This is a genomic window from Micromonospora sp. NBC_00330 (genome assembly GCF_036136635.1).
Classification (GTDB): domain Bacteria; phylum Actinomycetota; class Actinomycetes; order Mycobacteriales; family Micromonosporaceae; genus Micromonospora; species Micromonospora salmantinae.
Genome location: NZ_CP108012.1, coordinates 1246796 through 1264871, shown reverse-complemented (window position 1 = coordinate 1264871; position 18076 = coordinate 1246796). Strand labels below are relative to the sequence as shown.

17 protein-coding genes are annotated in these 18076 nt (G+C 68.4%); 16 read left to right on the top strand and 1 reads right to left on the bottom strand.

Translation table 11 applies throughout. The features are described 5' to 3' along the window. Positions 1 to 6: 6 nt before the first annotated feature. Positions 7 to 1092 carry a branched-chain amino acid aminotransferase gene (locus tag OG598_RS05565; RefSeq protein ID WP_328653344.1) on the bottom strand — a complete coding sequence of 362 codons (1086 nt, stop codon included), beginning with the start codon at positions 1090 to 1092 and terminating at the stop codon, positions 7 to 9. An 82-nt stretch (positions 1093 to 1174) separates the two neighbouring features. Here OG598_RS05565 and acpS point away from each other — a divergent pair, with 82 nt between their 5' ends. The 16 genes from acpS to OG598_RS05485 all read left to right on the top strand — a co-directional run bounded on the left by acpS (position 1175) and on the right by OG598_RS05485 (position 17797). Beyond that, positions 1175 to 1690, top strand: coding sequence for a holo-ACP synthase (gene acpS / locus OG598_RS05560; protein ID WP_328653343.1), 516 nt, complete (start codon positions 1175 to 1177; stop codon positions 1688 to 1690). 349 nt (positions 1691 to 2039) lie between these two features. Further along, positions 2040 to 3245: a DUF6421 family protein gene (locus tag OG598_RS05555; RefSeq protein WP_328653342.1), complete on the top strand. Its 1206-nt coding sequence runs from the start codon at positions 2040 to 2042 to the stop codon at positions 3243 to 3245. Next, positions 3238 to 4356, top strand: coding sequence for a branched-chain amino acid aminotransferase (locus OG598_RS05550; RefSeq protein WP_328653341.1), 1119 nt, complete (start codon positions 3238 to 3240; stop codon positions 4354 to 4356). Before OG598_RS05555 ends, OG598_RS05550 begins: the two co-directional genes overlap by 8 nt. A 12-nt stretch (positions 4357 to 4368) precedes the next feature. Beyond that, positions 4369 to 4944 carry a hypothetical protein gene (locus OG598_RS05545; RefSeq protein ID WP_328653340.1) on the top strand — a complete coding sequence of 192 codons (576 nt, stop codon included), beginning with the start codon at positions 4369 to 4371 and terminating at the stop codon, positions 4942 to 4944. Next, positions 4938 to 6161 carry an ATP-grasp domain-containing protein gene (locus OG598_RS05540; protein ID WP_328653339.1) on the top strand — a complete coding sequence of 408 codons (1224 nt, stop codon included), beginning with the start codon at positions 4938 to 4940 and terminating at the stop codon, positions 6159 to 6161. The genes OG598_RS05545 and OG598_RS05540 overlap by 7 nt, the downstream gene beginning before the upstream one ends. Beyond that, a complete protein-coding gene (locus OG598_RS05535; RefSeq protein WP_328653338.1) occupies positions 6158 to 7252 on the top strand; it encodes an aminotransferase class IV in 1095 nt (364 codons plus the stop codon). Before OG598_RS05540 ends, OG598_RS05535 begins: the two co-directional genes overlap by 4 nt. A gap of 33 nt (positions 7253 to 7285) precedes the next feature. Further along, positions 7286 to 7576, top strand: a complete 291-nt coding sequence (locus OG598_RS05530) for a 4Fe-4S dicluster domain-containing protein (protein WP_328653337.1) — start codon at positions 7286 to 7288, stop codon at positions 7574 to 7576. An 18-nt stretch (positions 7577 to 7594) separates the two neighbouring features. Continuing rightward, positions 7595 to 9115: a coproporphyrinogen-III oxidase family protein gene (locus OG598_RS05525; protein WP_328653336.1), complete on the top strand. Its 1521-nt coding sequence runs from the start codon at positions 7595 to 7597 to the stop codon at positions 9113 to 9115. A gap of 1 nt (position 9116) precedes the next feature. Next, a complete protein-coding gene (locus OG598_RS05520) occupies positions 9117 to 9401 on the top strand; it encodes an acyl carrier protein (protein WP_091404973.1) in 285 nt (94 codons plus the stop codon). Continuing rightward, entirely contained in the window at positions 9394 to 9966 is a 573-nt protein-coding gene (locus OG598_RS05515) for an RBBP9/YdeN family alpha/beta hydrolase (RefSeq protein ID WP_091404969.1), read from the top strand. The genes OG598_RS05520 and OG598_RS05515 overlap by 8 nt, the downstream gene beginning before the upstream one ends. Next, complete coding sequence (locus tag OG598_RS05510; RefSeq protein ID WP_328653335.1) at positions 9963 to 11504, top strand: amino acid adenylation domain-containing protein; 1542 nt, start codon at positions 9963 to 9965, stop codon at positions 11502 to 11504. Before OG598_RS05515 ends, OG598_RS05510 begins: the two co-directional genes overlap by 4 nt. After that, on the top strand, positions 11494 to 12918 hold the full coding sequence (locus OG598_RS05505) for a S8 family serine peptidase (protein WP_328653334.1): 1425 nt from the start codon (positions 11494 to 11496) through the stop codon (positions 12916 to 12918). The genes OG598_RS05510 and OG598_RS05505 overlap by 11 nt, the downstream gene beginning before the upstream one ends. Before the next feature lie 62 nt (positions 12919 to 12980). Then, a complete protein-coding gene (locus tag OG598_RS05500; protein ID WP_328653333.1) occupies positions 12981 to 14198 on the top strand; it encodes an MFS transporter in 1218 nt (405 codons plus the stop codon). Beyond that, positions 14164 to 15387 (top strand): ATP-grasp domain-containing protein, encoded by a 1224-nt coding sequence (locus OG598_RS05495; RefSeq protein WP_328653332.1) that lies wholly within the window; start codon positions 14164 to 14166, stop codon positions 15385 to 15387. The genes OG598_RS05500 and OG598_RS05495 overlap by 35 nt, the downstream gene beginning before the upstream one ends. Continuing rightward, on the top strand, positions 15380 to 16567 hold the full coding sequence (locus OG598_RS05490; RefSeq protein ID WP_328653331.1) for an ATP-grasp domain-containing protein: 1188 nt from the start codon (positions 15380 to 15382) through the stop codon (positions 16565 to 16567). The genes OG598_RS05495 and OG598_RS05490 overlap by 8 nt, the downstream gene beginning before the upstream one ends. A 249-nt stretch (positions 16568 to 16816) precedes the next feature. Then, entirely contained in the window at positions 16817 to 17797 is a 981-nt protein-coding gene (locus OG598_RS05485) for a helix-turn-helix transcriptional regulator (protein ID WP_328653330.1), read from the top strand. Positions 17798 to 18076 lie beyond the last annotated feature (279 nt).

Below are 18076 nucleotides of genomic sequence, written 5' to 3'. Positions count from 1 at the left end.
TCCTCGTCAGACGAGGCGGGTCATCCAGCCGTACGGGTCGGCGGCCCGGCCGTACTGGATGTCGAGCAGGTGGCGGCGCAGCCGCATGGTCACCGAGTCCTCGGCGCCGGCCTTCGGGGCCGTCACCTCGCCGCCCTCCCAGACCAGGCGCCCGACCGGCGTGACCACGGCGCCGGTGCCACACGCGAAGACCTCGGTGATCGCGCCGGAGGCCACGCCCTCCTGCCATTCCCTGATCTCCACCGGGCGCTCCTCGACCTCCAGGCCCAGGTCCTTGGCAAGGATGAGGATCGACCCCCTGGTGACGCCCTCGAGGATCGTGCCGAGTTCCGGGGTGATGATCCGGCCGTCGGACGTGATGAAGTAGAGGTTCATGCCGCCGAGCTCCTCCACGTAGCGGCCCTCGGCGGCGTCCAGGAAACAGACCTGCTCACAGCCGTGCTCGGCGGCCTCGACCATCGGCGCCAGGCTGGAGGCGTAGTTGCCGCCGCACTTCGCCTCGCCCGTGCCGCCCCGCGCCGCCCGGGTGTACTCGGTGGAGAGCCAGATGGAGACCGGCTTGACGCCACCGGAGAAGTACGCGCCGACCGGGCAGGCGATCACCATGTAGGTGATCTCCTTCGCCGGGCGAACACCCAGGAACGGCTCGGAGGCGAACATGAACGGCCGCAGGTAGACGCTGTATTCGTTCTCGTCCGGCACCCACACCTGATCGGCACGGACCAGGCCCTCGACCGAGGCCATGAAGTCCGGCACCGGCAGTTCGGGCAGGGCCAGCCGCCGGGCTGACCGGGCGAAGCGCTCGCCGTTGGCTTGCGGCCGGAACGACCAGATCGAGCCGTCACGGTGCCGGTACGCCTTCATCCCCTCGAAGATCTCCTGGGCGTAGTGCAGTACGGCGGCCGCCGGGTGCATGAGGATCGGACCGAAGGGGATGATCTCGGAGTCCTGCCAGCCGCCGTCCGGCCTCCACACCGCCCGTGCCATGTGGTCGGTGAAGTACGTGCCGAACCCCGGATTCGCCATGATCTCGGCTCGCCGCTGCGCGCTCGCCGGGCTCGGATTCTGGTGCAAAGGGAACGACAGGCTCATCGCCGGGTCCTCTCAATGGCCGTCTCCCTGGGCGCTCAGGTCACCGAGGACGAACACGCAGGGGAAGATTGTCGGATGACAGGTGCAGAATACCGACCGTATTGTCGCCGATCGTAGACAGACCGCGGCGACTCGGAGGGGCGGTGCGGCGGTGAGTCGGGGTGACGAATGGATAGCCGCGGCCGCCGACAGCGTCGCCGGCCAGGTGGTGGGCCGGGTGGTCGTTTGTGCGGGCACCGACCTCGTCGACGTCGATGACATCCGGGCTCTGCTGGCCCGGCAGCCCCGGTTCGCGGATCGGCATTTCACACCGGGAGAGCGCGCCTACTGCCTGCTCGAACGCGACCCGGCGGAGCGCTTCGCCGTCCGTTTCGCCGCCAAGGAGGCGGTGTTGAAGGCCCTCGGGACCGGCCTGACCGGTGTGGCCCTGCGGGAGATCGAGGTGGTCCGCCGTCACTCCGGTCAACCGGCACTGGCCCTGGCCGGGCGTGCGGCGGCGCTCGCCGCGGCGGCCGGTGTCCATTCGTGGATGATCACCCTGACGCATAGCCGACATTTGGCTTATGCCTTCGTCGCGGGTGTCGGTCAACCATCCTGAGCGCCATCCCATTTATCCGACGATCCAAGGTGGACATACAGCTCATATCATTTGATTGACGGTCCGATGCCGCATTGTTGGCTTTTAGCGGAGCGGCGTCGGGATTCGGCGCTGAGCGTCAGCAGATATTTGCAGCACAATCGGACAAAACCAGGGGCAAGGAAGATCATCGATTCCACCTAGGCACTGGCGTCTATATCCCAAATAGCGAGAGCTGTTTGACGGAGCCGGAGCAGCGCCGCAGGATTCCGATCAAGGGGTTCCTCGGGGGATGGGCTACTTTCGTGCATACTTCGAGGTGCATCAGGGGTGGGATGCCGAACGGCGTCGATGCTGCCGAGAGGATAATGTGGAGCCACGCACGCTCTCTCAGGTCCTGGAATTCGAGCGTCGTATAGTGCCGGTCGCCGGCCTGATCCGCGCGGCCCAGATCCGCGGCGACGGCGACCAGGCGACAGCGCAGCTCGACCGGCTCTGCCGCGACGTCGAGCAGCTCGACCCGCTGATGCCAGCGAGCCAGATCGAGGCCACCGTTCACGACTTGCGGGCCTGGTCAGATGCCGGATTCCTGGAGAAGCCCGCCTTCGACGCGACCCGTGACACCGTCCCCGCACCGGAGGACGGAGAGGCCGCCGCCTTCGTCGGACCGGTCACCCTTCCGAACGGCGACGGCTCCCGCGGCGCCTTCCTCGAGGCCTTCACCGTCGTTCGCCAGGACCCGGACTGCACCGCCGAGTTGCAGTCCCGTTATCCGCACGACAAAGCGGTGTTTCAGTCGACGCGGCTCCTCTCCGCCTCTCCTGGATTACGCGACGGGAACTGCGTCGTCTTCTTCCCGGAAAACATTCCGACAGCTACACCGACAGTGAACCAGTCTTTTGCCTGGTTCTTCTTCAACCGGCATACGACCATCTACGCGCACACGCTGGAAATCGCGGCTCGGCTCTGTGGCGTCGGCTCTCCGTTCGCCGACACGACAGTGCTGGCGTCCGCCGAGGTCGACCCGGAAGACGTCTATCAGGCTCGCTGCGTCTGGGGCTACCTGCACGACTACTACCACCACACGGGGCCCCGCCCACTGGATCAGCACCTGGCACTGAAGACGAAATGGCGCACCGGCCTCTCCGAGGAGCTCAAGGTCGACCTGAAGTCGGCGATCGCCTGCTACGAGGAATCCGTGCCGTACGGCGACGTCATCTTCGAGTACATCATCCTGGAACGGCTCTTCCGCTACCCGGCCGAGCCGCGCCCGTTGCGCAACTTCGACTCCGGCACCGGCTTCGCCCTCGGCACGTGGCTTGCCGAGCACGGCCTGTTCACGATCGGCGACGACGGCCGGCGCAGGCTTGCCAGCAAGGCGGAGATCGTGGCGTCGGCCAAGGAACTCGTCCGGACGATCGAGGAATTCGAGGCGATCACCGACGACGAGACCTATCGCGAGAAGATCACCGATTTCCTGTACGAGAGATTGCTCCTGGAGCCCGAAAGCAAGACGGACAGGTACGGCGGCCCCCGGGCATCCCTGAGCCTCTGGGGCAGTGAGGTCCATGTCTGACGGAACCCTGACCATCACCGACCGTGCCGCTGCCCTTCGCGATCCCGGTTTCTGCCGTTTCCACACCGACAACACGGCCGTCGTCGAATGGTCGGCCGACCACGGCTGGTCCGACTGTTCGCTCGAGGCGTACGCCCCGATGACCATGGACCCCGGCACCCTCGTGCTGCATTACGGACAGAGCGTTTTCGAGGGGCTGAAGGCGTTCCGCCAGCCCGACGGCTCGGCTGCGTTGTTCCGCCCCGCGGCCCACGCCCGCAGGCTGGCCCGATCGGCACGACGGCTGGCGATGGCCGAGATGCCAGTCTCCCTGTTCCTGGACGCCTGCGCCGACCTCGTCTCCGCCGACGACAGCTGGATTCCCGAGGAGCCCGGCCAGGGTCTCTATCTGCGCCCGTTGATGATCGCGACCGAGTCCGCGCTCGGGCTGCGCGACTCCCGGCGCTACCGGTGCACCTTCCTGGCGTATCCGGCCGACCCGTGTTTCGGCCGGGCTTTCACACCGATCTCCGTGCTGACCTCCGCAGACACGGTACGCGCGGTGCGCGGCGGCATGGGCGAGGCGAAGTGTTCCGGCAACTACGCCGCCAGCCTGTTGACCCGCAAGCAGGCCCACGCGCGCGGCTACGACGAGGTGCTGTGGCTCGACGGCCTCGAGTTTCGCTGGGTCGAGGAGCTCAGCGGCATGAACGTGTTCTTCGTCTGGCGCGACGACGACGAGCGTCACGGCGTGCGGCTGACCACCCCACCGTGCCAGGGAACGATCATGCGGGGCGTGACCCGCGACTGCGTCATCACCCTGGCCGGTGATCTCGGTATTCCGGTCGCTGAGGAGCCGACCTCGATCGACGCCGTCATGACCGGCGCCCGGTCCGGACGTCTCGTCGAGATGTTCGCGTGCGGGACGGCCGCCGTGGTCGTGCCGGTCGGCCGGATCGCCGACGGCGACGACGACACGGTGATCGGCGACGGACAGGAAGGCGCGGTGACCGCCCGGGTGCGGCACACGCTCATGGAGATCCAGCACGGCACCCGTCCAGACACCCATGGATGGCTGCGGAGCGTACGCAAAGACCTTGCATCCGTTCACAGCTCGACCGACCGACAGTAAGGGAGATGGCGGATGCCTGACGCCACCGGCCGTTCCACAGCAGGTTCCGGCACCACCGCACTGCCGCACGTCACCACCATCCACACGCTCGGCCCGACCGGAACGAACCTGGAGAAGGCCGCTCACCGCTGGTTCGCCGACCGACAGCGCCCGGGCCGGGTGGTCCTGCACGCCGAGGTCGAGGATGGGCTCGACGCCATGACGTTCGACGGCACCGAGGCGATTCTCGCCTGTGCCGTCTACCCGCGCCTGCACGACCTGGTGTTCGGCAACCTGCATCGGCTCACGATGGCCGACAGCTTCATCCTGGACACGTACGACATGGTGCTCGCCGCACGTCCGGGCCAGGAGTCCGTCAGCACCATCGTCACCCATCCCGCCCCCAGCTGCCTGGTCACGAATCGGGGCACGATCTCGTACGCCAGCAGCAACTCCGTGGCCGCCGCCGTCTGCGCCGCCGGGGACTACGACGCCTGCGTGACCACCGACCGGGCGGCGCGGGCCGAAGGGCTGCGGACGCTCGAGAACTTCGGTCCGGTGCCGATGGTGTTCACCCTGCACGTGGGGAAGGCCGGCCCCGCGTGTTGATAATCGTCCAGCCGCTGTCGGCCGGGATCGCGCTGGCGAGCCGGCTGGTGGCCGCCGGCGTCCCGTGCCTGATCCCGACGCAGTTCCCCGACCTGCTGCCGGCGGAGGTCCACTCCGGTGCGCGCGTCGTCGACTGGCATCCGGACCACGGCGTGCCCGCTCTGCTGAACCTCGTCGACCGCCTGGGGGTGACACCGACCGGTGTCATCGCCGGCTTCGAGTACGCCGTCGGCGCGGCGGCCGAGCTGGCCCGTGCCCTCGGGTTGCCGGCGCTGAGCCAGGACACGGCCGAGGCCGTCCGGCAGAAGGACGTGATGCGGGAACGCTGCGTCAAGCATGGCATCGCCGTCCCGGCATCGATCACGGTCCCGGCCGACGAGGTGGGCGAATGCCCCTTCGCGTTCCCGGCGGTCGTCAAGCCGGCCGACTGGGGCGGAAGCCTGGGGGTGCGCCTCGTCCGGGACGCCGACGAGTACCAGCGCGCCTGCGCGGAGATCCACCGGTACGGCGAGGTCAAGTTCCACCACGATCCGCGGCGGGTCGCCCTGGTGGAGGAGTACGTCGAGGGCCCCGAGTTCTCCCTCGAGGGCTGGGTGGACACGGCCGGGCTGCACATCGTCAGCATCACCACGAAACTCCTCAGCGCGCCGCCGCAGTTCTTCGAGATGGGCCACGTCGCCACACCGCCGCAGCGCTCGCCGCACGGACGGCTGCTGCACGACTTCGCCGCGCAGGTGGTCGCCGCCTTCGACATCACCGTCGGGCCGTTCCACATCGAGACCCGCATCGCCGCGGACGGCCACCCGGTGCTGATCGAGGTGGGCGCCCGGCTGGCCGGCGACTGCATTCCCGAACTGGTCATGGCGGGGCCCGGGGTGGACCTCTACCTGGCGGCGGCCGAGGCGGCTCGCGGCGGCCGTCACGTGGACCAGCCCGTGTCGTCGGTGAGCGCCGGGCTGGCCTTCGTCACCACCGATCGGCCGGGCGTCTTCGCCGGCAGCCTGTCGGGCATCGAGCCGTTCCTCGATGCCGACGAGTTCGTCCGGATCGTCGTCGAGGCCGAGCGCGGCGCGGCGCTCGATCCCGACGACATCTTCCACAACCGGGTGGCCCAGGTCCATTTCGTCGGCGATCCGGGCCGGGTCGAGGACCTGGTCGGCGCCGTGCTCCGCGACGTGCGGGTTGATGTATCCGACAAGGAAGGCAATCGATCGTGAGCAAGGACAACGATCTGGTCGTCGAGGCGACGACAGCACCTCGCTCCAAGCCGGAGGCCGACGCGCCGACGCGCCCGGGCAGCGCCCTCACCGATCACGCGTACTCGATGCGGTGGAGCAAGCGGCGGTCCTGGCAGGGCATGACCATTGCCGACCGCGACGCACTGCCGTCGGTGCGGCCCACGTCCTCGGCGCTGAACTACGGGCAGGCGGTGTTCGACGACCTCGCGGCCTACCGGATGACCGACGGGTCGGTCGCGGTGTACCGCCCGGACAGCCACGTCAAGCGGTTCAACAACGGGGCCCGGCGGATGGCACTCCCGCAACTCGACTTCGATCGCGTCTGGCTCGCGATCCGCCGGCTCGTGGATCTGGACTCGGCGTGGATCCCGGCGGAGCCCGGGTCGGCGCTGCTGCTGCACTCCGTCCTGGCCGGCAACGGCCCGACGCTCGAGGTCGCCCCTGCCGAGGAGTGCCTCTTCACGATCGTCGCGAGCCCGCTGGCGCGGCCGGCTCCCGCCGAGCTGCCGGTACGGGCGATGGTGGTGAACGACTACGTCCGGGCGTGGCCGGGCGGCACCGGCGACATCAACGCCGTCGGGAACTACGGGCCGGGGCTGGTCCCACGGGAGATCGCCGCCAACTACGACTACCACCACGTGCTGTGGGTCGGCGGGGATCCGGAGCGAAGGGTCCAGCAGGTCGGCGCGATGAACGCGTTCTTCGTCATCGACGGCGTCCTGACCACGCCGTCCCTGGACGGCACCGTACGGCCCGGGATCACCCGCGACTCGATCATCAAGCTGGCGCGTGACGCGGGGACCACTGTCGACGAACGTCCGGTTCCGTTGGCGGAGGTGCTGCGGGGCATCGCCGACGGCCGGATCACCGAGTGCTTCGGCACCGGCACTGTCGAGGGCGTCGTCTCCATCAACGGCCTCGGCTACCAGGGGGAGGAATACCGGCTGCCCGGCGCCGTCGCCGTGGCGTCGCACCTCCGGGAGGTGCTCGAGGGCATCCACCGCGGCGACGTGATCGACCGGTTCGGCTGGATGCGACGGCTCACCGAAGTTTCGACAGTCCACGCCTGACCACGGCAGCCAACCCATCAGGAGATCCAGATCATGGCCTACGTCGTCACCGATGCTTGCATCGGCTGCAAGTACACCGACTGCGTGGACGTCTGCCCCGTCAGTTGCTTCCACGAGGGCCCGGAGATGCTCTACATCAATCCGGAGGAGTGCATCGACTGCAACGCCTGCGTTGCCGAATGCCCGCCGGAGGCGATCTGGGCCGACGTCGAACTGCCCGAGGACAAGTTCGAGTGGATCCAGATCAACGGTGAGATGAGCCAGCAGTACCCGGTCATCTACCAGAGCGACGCCAATTCCGTCAGCAAGAAGTCCGCCTCATAAGGGATGGGATCGACAGACATGACCACCACCGAGAACTCGTTCATGCTCGGTCTCGACTCGAACTTCTACCTCAAGGACGACTTCGAGAGCCCGGAGAAGCGCACCAACGTCACCTGGTTCTACCCGAAGATCTGCGGCTTCCAGGACGCGCTGCGCACCGAGCAGGAGAAGGCGGAGTACTTCTCCTTCCTGGACCGTCAGACGCACCCTCAGCAGACGGACATCCTGCTGTACTTCCACATCCCCTTCTGCGAGGCGTTCTGCAACTTCTGTGCCTGCTTCAAGGAGTCCTCGGCGAGGTACCAGGGCGAGCAGCGGGTGCGGTTCGTCAAGGCCATGGTGAAGGAGATCGAGCGCAACGCCCGCTCGGCGTACTTCCAGGGCACGAAGATCAAGTACGTCCAGTTCGGCGGGGGCACGCCGTCGGCGCTCGACCAGGAGTCGATGGCGACCATCATCCAGGCCGTGCACCGCGAGTTCGACCTGAGCGAGGTCGACGGGATCTCGCTGGAGGGCAGCCCGCTCGGCCTGTCCACTGACGGCTACATCGAGATGCTCAAGTCCCTGGGTATCACCCGCATCTCGTTCGGCGTGCAGACGCTCAACGAGGAGATCCGGCGCAAGCTGACGATCAAGGCCACCGTCGAGCAGGTGTACCAGACGGCGGAGAACATCCGCAAAGCCGGGATCAGGACGTTCGCCCTGGACCTCATGTACAACCTCGCCGGTCAGACCGACGAGATCCTCGCCTCCGACATCCACGGCATCTGCGCCGAACTGCGCCCCAGCTTCGTGCAGACGTACCGGTTCAACCAGTGGGAGGGCACCCGGCTCGACAAGCAGATCCGGGCCGGCAAGGTGAGCGACGTGCTGCCGTCCGGCAGCATCGAGCGGGTGCAGTACCGCCAGATCAAGGAGAGCCTTGCCGACTACGGGTACGACAAGCAACTCCTGATCAACTTCTTCACCCACCTCGACGAGACCGGCCCGATCGGGCTGGACCACGCCTGCGGAGGCAACGGATACCGGGCCAGTTACACACTGGGCATCGGTCCGGCCGCCGAGAACTACATGGGTGAGCGGAGCTACCGCAACCACACAAACGTGGACCGCTGGATCAAGGATGTCGAGGACGGCATCATCCCCATCGAGCAGGGCCGGATCTGCAGTGAGGACGAGGTCGAGAACCGCGTCATGGTGTTCTTCCCGGTCTTCGGCACCGTCCGCAAGGCCGATGTCGCCAACCTGGAGAAGTACCGCCGGGAAATCGACTGGATGGTCGACAGCGGGTACGCGATCGAGACCGACGAGGACATCACCCTCACCGAGGTCGGCCGGGAGAACGCCGGCAACATCGCCTTCCTGTTCTACTCCGACGAGGAGAAGGCGCGGGCGCGTCGCACCATGTACCTCTCGCTGAAGAACAAGCGCAACCCGTTCCACCAGGACGAGATGAACATCCCCCGGACCCCGGTCTTCCTGCAGTCCAAGCTGGCGACCCGCCCGGCCGACTCCAGCACCGGGCCGAAGGCGGGCTGACGTGACGAGCGCCGACCGGAAGACCCGCGCCGACATCGAGGATGACCTGCGGAAGATCGCGGCCGAGGTCTTCCCGAACCACGACGTCGAGCTGACCTCGAACACACCCCTGTTCAACGGCGGGCTCTCCCTGAACTCCACCCAGATGATCGAGCTGACGCTGGCCTTCGAGTCGTACTACGACATCGAACTCGAACCGGAGCTGCTGACGGTGGAGCACTTCGCCACCCTCGGCTCGCTCGCGACGATGCTCGAGGACCAGCTCAACGACGACTCCTATGTCTGATGCGGTCCGGGTCGTCCTGGTGCACGGCAACGCCGGCGCAACCATCGACGGCATCTGGTTCCCGTACCTCAAACGGGAGCTGGAGGCTCGTGGCCACAACGTGGTGGCACAGACCTTCCCCGACCCGATCAAGGGCCGGATGCGGTACTGGCTGCCCTACCTGACCGACGTCATCCGGCCGGACGACCAGACGGTCATCGTCGGGCATTCGTCAGGGGCCCTGACCGCACTGCGGTACGCGGAGTCGGCGCCGCTGCTGGGCACCTTCGTGGTGGCCGGGCACCACACCGACTGCGGCTTCGAACTCGAACGGCGCAGTGGGTTCTTCGACAGACCATGGGACTGGGCGGCGATCAAGCGGAATCAGCGCTTCATCGTCCAGTTCCACTCGACGGACGATCCGTGGGTCCCGGTCGATGTGGCCCGGGAGCTGCATCGGCTGACCGGCAGCCGCCTGACCCTGATGGAGGGGATGGGCCACTTCGGGTCCTACGACCAGAAGTTGGATACCTTCCCGGAACTGCTGGAGGCGGTGTGCCAGCAACTCGCGACTGTCGACCGGTGACCGGTGGGCCGCTCCGCTTCGCCGACGAGGTCCTCGATCGCCGCCACGACGACGACGCCGTGGCGGTGGTCGACCTGGCCACCGACGAACAGGTGTCCTATCGGACGCTGGCCCGGCGCATCCAGGCGCTGACCGACCTGCTGGCTCCTCTCGTCGGGCGGCACGACACCGTCGCCATGGTGATGGACAAGTCGATCGACTCCGTGGTCTGCATGGTGGCGGCGCTCCGGCTCGGCACGCGGTACGTCCCCGTCGACGAGTCGTTGCCGCCGGCCCGGACGGCAGTGCTGTTCGCCAGGTGCCGCCCGACGGTGACGGTGGCGCACCCGCAGCATCTCGGGCTGGTCGCCGAGGCGGCGACCGGCACCCTGGTGGTCACGGGTGACTCCTGGGACGTGCGGGCCGAGGCCGACTACCGGCCGTCGGCGTACGGGGACAGGACGCCGGACGACCAGGCGTACGTCATCTTCACGTCGGGATCGACCGGCGGCCCGAAGGGCGTCATGATCAGCCACCGCAGCCTGTGCGCGCTCCTCGAAGGCGTACAGGAGGTGGTCGGTTTCCCGGAACGGATGCGATACCTCAACGTGGCGCCGTTGTTCTTCGACGCGTCGGTGGTCGATCTGTACTCCACCTTCCTGGTCGGCGGCAGCGTGCACCTGCTCCCCCGGCTGTCGATGGCCGGCCAGGTCACGCAGGCGTGCGAGCGGTGGCGTATCACCGACGTGTTGCTGGTGCCCTCGGTCATCCGGATGCTCCTCGGACGGTTCAGCGACATCGACCGCCGCGACCTGAGTTCGTTGCGGCGCCTGTGGTTCGGCGGCGAGTCGTGCCCGACCTCGCTTCTGCGGGCTTTGGACAAGAAGCTTCCGGGTCTGACCTATGTGCATGGTTACGGTCCGACCGAGACCACGCACAGCGCCACCCTCTACCTGACCGACGACATCGCCGGCCACGACGACGAGTATCTGCCGATCGGGACCCCGCTGCCCGCCGTCGACGTCCTGATCGTCGACGACGACCTGCGACCGGTGCCCGACGGCGATACGGGTGAGCTGCTCATCGGCGGCCCGCAGGTCATGCTGGGCTACTGCGAGGAGCCGGCGAAGACCGAGCAGGTGCTCATCACCCGGGGCTCCCCGGAGATCCGGTACTACCGGTCGGGGGACTTCGTTCGGCGTGACGGGGACGGTCAGCTCGTCTTCGTCGGCCGCCGCGACGATGCTGTGAAGATCGCCGGGAACCTCGTGCACACCTCCGAGGTCGAAGCCGCCGCGCTCGCCGTGGACTGGGTGGTCGACTGTTGCGCTGTGGTGACCCAGCACCGCGTCGCCGGCCGTGCCATCACCCTCTTCGTCCTCGGCGCCGACCGGGCCGGCGCCGAGACGGAACTGGGCAGCGTGCTCGCCCGGGTGTTGCCGCCGTACATGGTCCCGGCCGAGATCGTCCTGATCGACGAGGGCGACGTCGGCCTGACGCCGACCGGAAAACTCGACAGGGGCCGCCTGCGCGAACTGGTGGCGTCCGATGATCGATGACGAGATCGCGGCGTTCACTCGGCGGGGTGTGCTGACAGTGGTCCCACGGGCGGCGTCCGGGCGCACCCTCGCCGACGACCCCGCCGAGCTGCTCCGCCACAGTGTCGAGGAGTTCCTTCCCGCGCCGGCCACCGTCGACCGGGTCGCCGAGGCGCTCACCCGGGAGGGTCTGGCGATCGAGGCGCGCACCGACGTGGGCCTGACGGTCAGTGGTGAGCAGAGCCTGCTCCGGGACGTCTTCGGCAGCGGCGTCGACGTGGTACGCAACAAGTACATCCGCGATTCCCCACGGTACGAACTCGTGGCGCAGGGCCCGCTCCGCTCCCGGGTGTGCACCGACCTCATCGGTGCCGTCTCGGCGCCACGATCCGGATTCGAGCTGACCGCTACCGCGTCGCCGCCGGCGGTGCGCGGAACCGGGCACCACCTCAGCCTTCCCCGCGACGCGGTCCGAGTGGCCGCAGCCGAAGAACTCCACGCCGCCGGCGTCCGCGGTGACGGCGTCCGGGTCGTCATGGTCGACACCGGCCTCTACGACCATCCGCACCACCGGCAGCACGGCTACCGGACCTCGGTCGTCGCCGCGCTGCCGCAGCTCGACCCCGCTGTCGACGAACGCGGTCACGGCACCGCGATGTCGGCGTTGCTCCTGGCGGTGGCGCCCGACGTGTCCCTCACGATGGTCAAGATGGCCACCGAGGGCTTCTCGTTTCCGGTCGCCGCGTTCCAGCGCGCGGTGCAGCTGGAACCTGACGTCATCTCCTGCAGCTGGGGCACCCTGCGCTCGGAACCCCATCTGCATCTCGAGGTCGCCAACGCGATCCGGCGGGGCTGCACGGTGCTGTTCGCCGCGGGTAACGGCTCGACCGACCGGCCGACAGCGATGTTCCAGTCCGTCGCCACCCCGGGCGCCATCACCGTCGGCGGGGTGTACATCGACGCCGACGGCGCGCTGTGGGCCGCCGATCTCGCCTCCAGCTACCGGTCGGCGGTCTTCCCCGGCCGGGCCGTGCCGGACGTGTCCGGCCCGTGCGGCATGTTGCCCAACGGCAACTACATAGTGTTCCCGACCCAGCCCGGTTGCCTGTTCGACCGCCGCAACAGCAAATACGACGGCACGGGGGCGGACGACGGCTGGCTCGTTTCGAGCGGCACGTCGGGTGCTACTGCATACGCCGCCGGAGTGGTGGCATTGGCGATTCAGCAGGGCCGGGCGAGCACCGCGGAATCGCTTGCCGGTGACTGTGTGCCGGTCACGCAGGGCCGTTCCATCACCGGGGACGAGTGCGGCGGAGCGAGCCCGAACCCGGCCACCGGCCACGGTCTGCTCACCGCGCACCGATTGGACGGGGCTGTCGCCGCTGATCGCCCGCTGTTACGCTCCTCGATGGACAGACGGGGGATCTCTGCGTGAATGGACCATTGCGTGCCGCAGCCAGAGAGCCCCAGACAGCAGACATCCGGCCGCATCAGATAGTGCGCTTCGTCGGTGGCCGCGGGGTCGCGGCGCTGGCCGACCAGTTCCTGTTGTTCGCCATCCCGCTGCTGGTCTTCAAGACCACCGGCAGTGTCGCCGCGAGCGGGCTCGTCTTCCTGGTCGAGTGGCTTCCGCGGGTCATCTTCGTCCCCGTCGCCGGGGTGCTCGCCGACCGGGTCGACGGCTACCGGCTCTACCTGATCGCCGACAGCGTCCGGGCGCTCCTCGCCGCAGCCGCCTTCGTCGCCGTTCTGGCCTGGCCGGACGCGACTGTGGTGACGCTGAGCGTTCTTGCCGCATCCATGTCCCTGGCCAGTGCCCAGGCGTACATCGCGATGGAGACCACCCTCCCCCGGTTCGTGCCCGCCGAGCACATGGTGCGGGCCCAGTCCGTCATTCAGGGCACCGAGCAGGCGAGCACTGTGCTCGGGCCGGCCCTCGCGGTCCTGCTGGCCACCCTGTTGGGGACGACCGATCTCCTGCTGGTGACCGGTGCGCTGTTCGCGCTCACCGCACTCAACGTCCTGACGCTGCGCGGCAGCCTGAGCAGCGCGGTCACCAACGACGAGCCCACGACGGTACGCGGCGTGCTGGCCTCGGTGGCCGAGGGCGCGCGGACCCTGTTCAAGCTCCCCCCGATGGTGGGCCTGGTCGGGCTGACGATGATGGTGAACCTCATGGTCGGTGTCGGCATGGCGACCAGCGCCGCCATCACCACCGGCACCTTCGGCAAGCCCGACCGCTACTTCGGCGTTCTGTCCTTCGCCGAAGGCGTGCTCTCCCTGTTGATCTTCTTCATCATCCCGCGGCTGTCCCGGCGTATCAGCCCTCTGGTCGCCATCCTGGGCACGTTCGTGATCATCTGCCTGGGCGGGCTCGCGATCAGCCAAGCGACCACGTTCACCCAGTTCGCCATCGGTTACACGATGCTGATCGGCACTGTCGGCATCCTGAACGTCTTCATCCGCGCCGAACGGGTCCGCCGCATTCCCCGCGAACACCTCGGCAAGACGATCGGTCTCATCGTCCTGTTGAACCAGGTCTCCCTGCCGATCTCGGGTTTCGTCGTCGCCGTCTTCGCCACCGCGCACGGCGCGCAGGCAGTGCTACTCGGCGCGGTGCTCGGCTCCGTTCTCATCGCCGTTCTGTTGCTCCCACTGGTCCTTCAACTGAGGTATCCCCATGCGCATCCTGATCCTGCACCGAATCACCGATGACATCATCCGCTACGCGGAGGGCCTCGACTTCGATGCCCACGAGGTGACGTTCATCGGTACCGCCGAGCGCATGGCGACACTGCCCGCACGGTTGCCCGGCACACGGATCGAACGGCCCGGGACCGGCGCCACGGAGACCGAGGTGGTGACGGCGCTCGCCGGCCAACCGCGACCCGACCTGGTCATCGCCCAGTCCGAGTTCGACCTGATCGCCGCGGCGCGCATCCGGGAGGCGCTGGGCGTGCCCGGCCCCCGCGAGGCCGACGTGCTTCCGGTACGCGACAAGGTCATGATGAAGGCCGCCGCTTCCCGAGCGGGTCTGCGGGTGCCGCGCTACCTCCCGCTGATCTCGGCCCTCGCCGGAGCCGCCATCGGGTGGTCGGGCAGGACGGTCCTGAAGCCGCTCGACGGCGCTTCCAGCCAGGACGTACGCGTATTCGACACCGCCGAAGCAGCCCTCGAGGCGGTGCGCCGCGACGGCCTGCCCTCCGACGCGGACCCGAGCGGCTTCGAGATCGAGGAGTTCGTCGACGGCCCGATCATCCACGTCGACGGGCTGGCCGTCGACGGCACACCTGTCACACTCCAGGCCAGCCGCTACGTCGGCACCTGCCTCGGGTACGCCGAGGGCAGCCCGCTCGGCTCGGTGCAGACTGACACCCCGCCTGCCGTCGTGGAGTGGACCACCGCCTGCCTACGGGCCGTCGGCATCACCACGAGCCTGTTCCACCTCGAAGGCATCGAAACGCCCGACGGTCTGGTCTTCCTCGAGGTGGCCAGCAGGTTTGGCGGGGCCGGGGTGGCCGACACCTTCGAACTGGCGACCGCCGTGCACATGCCGTCGGTGCAACTGCGGGCCCTCTCGACGCCCGGCGCCTCCGCCCCCGAGGCTCGCGACGCCGGCCCGGACGCCCGGTACGGCTGGTTCATCTTCCCCGGTCACACGGTGGGTGCGACGTTCTGCACGATCACGGGCGCCGACGAGTTCCGGCACAGCCCGCTGACCTGGCGCTGGGTGCAGCGCACCGAGGACGAGCCGGTCAGCCAGGCCCTCAGCTACGCCGAGTACGACGTACCCATCGCCGGTATCGTCGGCCCGGCACCCACAGCCGTGCTCGAACAGTTCCTGCGGGACATGTTCGCCTCCATCAAGGTCACCGCCGCCGACAAGGCGGACAGCCATGTCTGAGCTGCTGCTGGTCGGCGTCGGATTCATGGGCAGGCCCTACCTCACCGCCGCGCGACGGCTGGGTCTGCGGGTGGCAGCCGTGGAGGGCGCGGCCCGGGCCGCCGACACGGCAGGGCTCGTCGACCACATCCGGGTGGCCCCCGGCAACCACGACGAGCAGTGGGCCCAGGGAACCTGGGCCGCCGCGGCTGACCGCAAGCCGGCGGGAGTGGTGGCGTTCACCGAGAACAACGTGCTCGGTGCGGCCCTGTTGCAGGACCGGCTCGGTCTTCCCGGCCCGTCCCTGCACGCCGCGACCCTCTCCCGCAACAAGGCCCTGCAGAGGGGCCTGTTCGCGGCGGCGGGCATCCGCCAACCCGAGTACCTGATGACCGACGATCTGGAATCGGCGCGCGACTGGGCCAGGGCCCGTCTGCCGGTTGTCGTGAAGCCACTGTCCTCCGCGGGAAGCGAGGGAGTGGAACTGGTGAAGGACCTGGACGCCTTCCAGGACGCCGTGGCACGCCGGAACGACGATGGCCCGCTCCTGGTGGAGACGGCTGTGGACGGCCCGGAATACAGCTGGGAGGCCCTGCTCAGCGACGGGAAGGTGTGGTTGGCCAACCTCACCGCCAAAGAGACCGCCGAGCCGCCCCACTTCGTCGAGATCGCGCATCGCACCGGCATCCACCTCGACCACGAGGCCGCCGCCGAGGTGACGGAATTCTGCACCGCTGTGGTGGCCGCGCTCGGCATGCGCACCGGCATCGTGCACCTCGAGTTCCGGCTCGCCGCCGACGGGCCGACCCTGATGGAGATCGCCGTCCGGACCCCCGGCGACTACCTCATGGACCTGCTCAGCCTCACCTACGGGCTGGACTGGTTCGAGATGGTCGTCCGGCTCGCCATGGCGATGCCCCTGCCCGAACCACCGCCGCGCCCTGTCGCGTACGCGGCGAGCTACCTCCCCATCGCGCCGCCCGGCATCCTTGTCGAGATGCGGGGCATGGCCGAGATCGAAGCACACCCGGCCTTCGTCAGGTGCGGCTGGTGGAAGAACCCCGGCGACGTCGTGTCGGCGACCACCTGGAGCGCGCAACGCGCCGGCTACCTCATCGTCTCGGCCGAAACTCCGGCGCTCCGCGACGAAGCACTGGAATTCGTTCGCAAGACGCTGACCATCGTCACTCGTCCCGCCTGATTCGCTGAGGCGCCGGACCCGAGGCCGTGACCACCTCGACTGGTGGGACACGGCTGCCCTTGCCCGACTGCTTGACCGAGGGCACCCGCCGGATCACCCTGGCAACGGCCCGAGCGGCGATCTACCTGCTGTCTATCCGCGGCCACGGCCCTACCGCCAGCGGGACGGACGGAGCGCTACGCCTGGCGCGAAGTCGGTGCGTATCGTGGATGAACGGTCGCCCGGTTCCTGGGCAGGAGGGGTGGAGGAATGCTGGACGGCACCGTCTACTCCGGCTCGCACTGGCAGCGCTACGCCACCGCCGAGACCGACGAGGCGCACGACTACATCCGGCGAGCCTTCTTCGACGTCAAGGTGCGATTCGCCGGCGAGAGCCGCGACGGAGCCGGCCTGCGCACCATCACCACCAGGCTCGCCGACATCGACCTGACCCGGCTGCACTACTCGGCGCGCACCCAGCTCCAGACCGCACCGGACGGGGACCTGAACATCACCCACATGATGAGTGGCCGCTTCACCATCGCCAGGAACAAGGACGAGTACCGCTTACGGCACGGCGACGTGGCGCTGATGCTGCCGGATCAGTCCCAGGAGGCCGATTTCGACGACATCGACGCGTTCATCACCCGCCTTCCCCGCGCCCTGCTGGAGGAGGTCGCCCATCAGCAGACCGGCATCAGCGGCGCGGATCTGCGCTTCGACAGCTCCCGGCCGATCTCGGCGGCGCTGGGTCGCCACTGGACCCAGACCGTCTCCCACCTGACCCGCAGCGTGCTGTTCGACCCCGCGCTCATGGCCAACCCGCTGGTCGCCGGGAACACCCGCCACCTGCTCGCGGCGACGGCCCTTGCCGTGTTCCCCAACACCGCCCACGACCGGGCCCTGCGGGCCACCGGCGAGGTCACCCCGCAGGCGTTACGCCGAGCCGTGACCTACGTCGACGACCACGCGGACCAACCGATCACGCTCGACCAGATCGCCGCCGCGGCCGGCGTACGCCCCCGCGCTCTGCAACTCGCGTTCCGCCGTCACCACGACACCACCCCGATGCGGTACGTCCGCCAGGTCCGCCTGGAACGGGCGCACCGCGACCTGCGCGCCGCCAGCCCGACCAACGGTGTCACCGTCGGCATGATCGCCACGCGTTGGGGCTTCACCCACCTCGGACGCTTCAGCACCGACTACCGCGCCGCCTACGGCTGCAGCCCCAGCCACACTCTGCGCATCTGACGTCCGCCTCATCGTGATGAACTGGGTACAAGCGGGCGTGCGCCGGCTCCCGCTCCGATTCGCTGACTGCGACACGTATCGGCAGAACGACTGCTGCACGGGGTTCTGTCGGTCGGCGAGGGCTGCCGGCGAGGAAATGCATCGGTGTGGTGGTGGACACGAAGCCGATGCTTCGCCGTCATCGTCGGCCGGTGCGACGTAGCGTTGAGGGCTGCCCGGGGCGGGTTCGCTTGCCGCACGCCTGGTCGACGCTGATCCGCGAGCTGAAGATGGTGAACG